At 68.8% G+C, this 4,003-nt stretch carries 3 protein-coding genes and 1 pseudogene; 2 read left to right on the top strand and 2 right to left on the bottom strand.

Annotated features, from left to right (window positions below; genetic code table 11):
- Both BGO22_RS02740 and BGO22_RS02735 read left to right on the top strand, forming a co-directional pair.
- The coding region (locus BGO22_RS02740; protein WP_286848758.1) for an acetyl-CoA C-acyltransferase at positions 1-1,108 on the top strand (1,108 nt) is incomplete at its 5' end.
- 201 nt (positions 1,109-1,309) lie between these two features.
- The gene (locus BGO22_RS02735; RefSeq protein ID WP_070397150.1) at positions 1,310-2,617 is read left to right on the top strand and encodes a dicarboxylate/amino acid:cation symporter; all 1,308 of its coding nucleotides are present in this window, start codon (positions 1,310-1,312) and stop codon (positions 2,615-2,617) included.
- Positions 2,618-2,674: 57 nt separating this feature from the next.
- Here BGO22_RS02735 and BGO22_RS02730 read toward each other — a convergent pair whose 3' ends face one another.
- Together BGO22_RS02730 and BGO22_RS02725 are read right to left on the bottom strand one after the other, a co-directional pair.
- Positions 2,675-3,655, bottom strand: a complete 981-nt coding sequence (locus BGO22_RS02730; protein ID WP_139146900.1) for a branched-chain amino acid ABC transporter permease — start codon at positions 3,653-3,655, stop codon at positions 2,675-2,677.
- A gap of 130 nt (positions 3,656-3,785) precedes the next feature.
- A pseudogene (locus BGO22_RS02725) lies at positions 3,786-4,003 on the bottom strand (branched-chain amino acid ABC transporter permease); the annotation flags it as partial.

The raw sequence follows: 4,003 nt of genomic DNA, 5'->3' as shown, positions 1-4,003 counted from the left end.
GCTGGCCCTGGCGCTGCGCTCGGCGCTGGCGCAGGCGCCGGGGCTGGACCCCAAGGCCATCGAAGACGTGATCTGCGGCTGCGCCATTCCCGAGGCGCAGCAGGGCCTGAACGTGGCGCGCATCGGCGCCATCCTCGCCGGCTTGCCCAACAGCGTGGGCGGCATCACGGTCAACCGCTTCTGCGCCTCGGGCCTATCGGCCGTGGCCATGGCGGCCGACCGCATCCGCGTGGGCGAGGCCGACGTGATGGTCGCCGCCGGTACCGAAAGCATGAGCATGGTGCCCATGATGGGCAATTCGCCCAGCCTGTCGCCCGCCATCTTCGCCAACACCCAGGACGTGGAGCAGTACGGCATTGCCTACGGCATGGGCCTCACGGCCGAGAAGGTGGCGCAGCAGTGGAAGGTCTCGCGCGAGGCGCAGGACGCGTTCGCTCTGCAGTCGCACCAGCGCGCGCTCATCGCCATGAAAAACGGTGAATTCGCCAACGAGATCACGCCGGTGGAGGTGACCGAGCGCGCGGTGAACCTGGACACGGCCGAGGTGAACAAGCGCACGCGCACGGTGAACCTGGACGAAGGCGCGCGCCCCGACACCAGCCTGGAAGGCCTGGCCAAGCTGCGCACCGTGTTCGCGGCGCGTGGCTCGGTCACGGCGGGCAACAGCTCGCAGACCAGCGACGGCGCGGGCGCGCTGATCCTGGCCAGCGAGGCCGCGGTCAAGCGCTTCGGCCTCACGCCGCTGGCGCGCTTCGTGAGCTACGCCAGCCGCGGCGTGCCGCCGCACATCATGGGCATTGGCCCGGTGGAGGCGATTCCCGCCGCGCTGCGCTACGCCGGCCTGAAGCAGGACGACATGGACTGGATCGAGCTCAACGAGGCCTTCGCGGCCCAGTCGCTGGCGGTCATCAACACCCTGGGCCTGGACCCGGCCAAGGTCAATCCCATGGGCGGCGCGATCGCCCTGGGCCACCCGCTGGGCGCCACCGGCGCCATCCGCTCGGCCACCGTGGTGCACGCACTTCAGCGCCACCAGAAGCGGTACGGCATGGTCACCATGTGCGTGGGCATGGGGCAGGGCGCGGCGGGGATTTTCGAGCGGGTGTAAGGACCGCTGCCGCCATGACAAAGGCGCCCCTCGGGGCGCCTTTGCTTTTGGGGGGCTGCGCCGCGCCGGTGGGGCTGGCACGCCGGGCCGGCGCGTCGGCGGCCCGGCCATATGGATGGTTGGGGGAACGTCGCCGGGCGGCTGTCCACTGAGGCTGCGGGCGTTTCAGCCGGCCGCCATCCCTTTCCCCAGGAGACCCACTTGCACTTCAACAGACTCACCGCCTGGATCGCGCTCGCGTTGGTGCTCGGCGTGGCGACCGGCTACGTGTGCCATGCCATGGCCCCGAACGCGGCCGCCGCCAAGGAGTGGGGCGACCACTTCAGCGTGGTGGCGGGCATCTTCCTGCACCTGGTCAAGATGATCATCGCGCCCCTGGTGTTCGCCACCCTGGTCGCGGGCATCGCGGGCATGGACGACGAGAGCCGCGTGGGCCGCATGGGCGCTCGCGCCATGGCCTGGTTCATCGGGGCGTCCTTCGTGTCGCTGCTGCTGGGCCTGTTGTGGGCCAACGCCCTGCAGCCGGGCGCGGGCCTGCGCCTGCCGCTGCCCGACGCCCAGGCCACCACCCACCTGAAGACCAGCTCGCTGAACGTCAAGGACTTCCTCCTCAACGTGTTCCCGACGAGCATCGTGAGCGCGATGGCCACCAACTCGGTACTGCAGATCGTGGTGTTCTCGCTCTTCTTCGGCTTCGGGCTGCGGGCGGTCAAGTCCCATGTGGACCCCGCGCTCGTCTCGGCCATCGACGCCTTGGTGCTCGTGATGATCAAGGTCACCGACTTCGTCATGCTGTTCGCCCCGGCGGGCGTCTTCGCCGCGGTCGCCGCCGCCATCGCGGTGCAGGGGCTGGACGTGCTGGGGTCCTATGCCAGGTTCATCCTCAGTTTCTTCGTCGCGCTGGGCTCCCTGTGGCTGGTGCTGATCGCCGCCGGCTACCTGGTGTTGCGGGGGCGCGTGTTCCATCTCTTGAAGCTGCTGAAGGAGCCCGCCCTCATTGGTTTCTCCACGGCCAGCAGCGAGGCCGCCTACCCCAAGACCCTGGAGCAGTTGCAGAGGTTCGGCGTGCGCCGCGAGGTGAGTGGCTTCGTATTGCCCTTGGGCTACGCCTTCAACCTCGACGGCTCAATGATGTACCTGACGTTCGCGGTGCTCTTCGTGGCCCAGGTCTACGGCATCCAGATGCCCCTCGCCACCCAGCTGACGCTGCTGCTGTTCCTGATGCTGAGCAGCAAAGGCATGGCTGGCGTGTCCCGGGCCTCGCTGGTCGTCATCGCCGCCACGCTGCCGATGTTCGGCGTGCCCGAGGCCGGTCTGCTGCTGATCTTGGGCGTGGACGTGCTGCTGGACATGGGGCGCACCGGCACCAACGTGATCGGCAACAGCATCGCGACGGCGGTGATCGCCCAGTGGGAAGGCAAGCTCGACGGTCCCCAGGCCATCGCGCGCGACTGGCCCGTGGCCGATCGGCCGGTGGCGGTGCCGGTCAAGGCGCCAGGCACGGTCTGAGCCGTCACCCCCGCCCCACCCGAAGGCCCACCCACGCGCCGCCTGAGGGCGGCTGCTTTACAGCGGTTTCTTGATCAGGTTCGCGATCTCGCCCACCACGCCGCGGCGGAAGGCCAGCACGCAGATCACGAAGATCACGCCCTGCACCACCGTCACCCAGGCGCCGAGCTGGGCCAGGTAGTTCTGCATCGAGACGATGATGGCCGCGCCCACCACCGGGCCGAACAGCGTGCCCATGCCGCCGAGCAGCGTCATCAGCACCACCTCGCCCGACATGCTCCAGTGCACGTCGGTGAGCGAGGCGAGCTGGAACACGATGGCCTTGGTGGCACCGGCCGCGCCGGCCAGGCCGGCCGAGAGCACGAAGGCCAGGTGCTTGTAGCGGTCGGTGTCGTAGCCCAGCGAGGTGGCGCGCGCCTCGTTCTCGCGGATGGCCTGCAGCACCTGGCCGAAGGGCGAGTGCACCACACGCCAGATCAGCAGGAAGCCGGCGAAAAAGATCACGAACACCACGGCGTACATGGCCATGGGCTGGCTCAGGTCGACCAGGCCGAAGAGCTGGCCGCGCGGCACCGCCTGGATGCCGTCTTCACCGCCGGTGAACCGGGCCTGCAGGCTGAAGAAGAACACCATCTGCGCCAGCGCGAGGGTGATCATGGCGAAGTAGATGCCCTGGCGGCGGATGGCCAGTGCGCCCACCACCACGCCCAGCAGCACCGCGCAGCAGGTGCCGAAGAGGATGGCCAGCTCGGGCGTGAAGCCCCAGACCTTGGCGGCGTGCGCCGAGGCATAGCCCGCCCCACCGAGGAACATGGCGTGGCCGAAGGACAGCAGGCCGCTGAAGCCGATGAGCAAGTTGAAGGCGCAGGCGAAGAGCGCGAAGCACATCACCTTCATCAGGAACACGGGGTACACGACCACCGGCGCGATCAGGAAGAACGCGGCCATGATGGCGAAGGCGATGACCAGGGACGAGGTGCCGGCAGGGGCCTTGTGGGCGCTGCCCGCGTGGGCGATGGTGGTGGTCGAGGTGCTCATCAGGAATTTCCGTCGATGGCCCATCGCGCGGCACGCGGGGCTGTGCGGCCAGGGGTGCCAGGGAACCGGCTGTGCCGGGCCGTAGGCGCCGGCCCCTTGAGGGGGTCGCGCGAAGCGCGGCGGGGGTGTTTCATTTCTGGGTTCCGAACAGCCCCGCGGGCCTGATCAGCAGCACGATGGCCATGATGACGAAGATCACCGTGCTGGAGGCCTCGGGGTAGAAGACCTTGGTGAGGCCTTCGATGATGCCCAGGCCGAAGCCCGTGAGGATGGCGCCCATGATGGAGCCCATGCCGCCGATCACCACCACCGCGAACACCACGATGATCAGGTCCGAGCCCATCTGCG

It is taken from the genome of Hydrogenophaga sp. 70-12 (assembly GCF_001897365.1).
GTDB classification, from domain to species: Bacteria; Pseudomonadota; Gammaproteobacteria; order Burkholderiales; family Burkholderiaceae_C; genus Hydrogenophaga; species Hydrogenophaga borbori.
The sequence above is the reverse complement of the archived record's forward strand: the minus strand, read 5'-3'. Positions and strand labels throughout refer to the sequence as shown.

Coding starts and splice junctions, on each gene's coding strand:
- BGO22_RS02730 (WP_139146900.1), bottom strand. CDS start 3,655: ATGAGCACCTCGACCACCACCATCGCCCACGCGGGCAGCGCCCACAAG.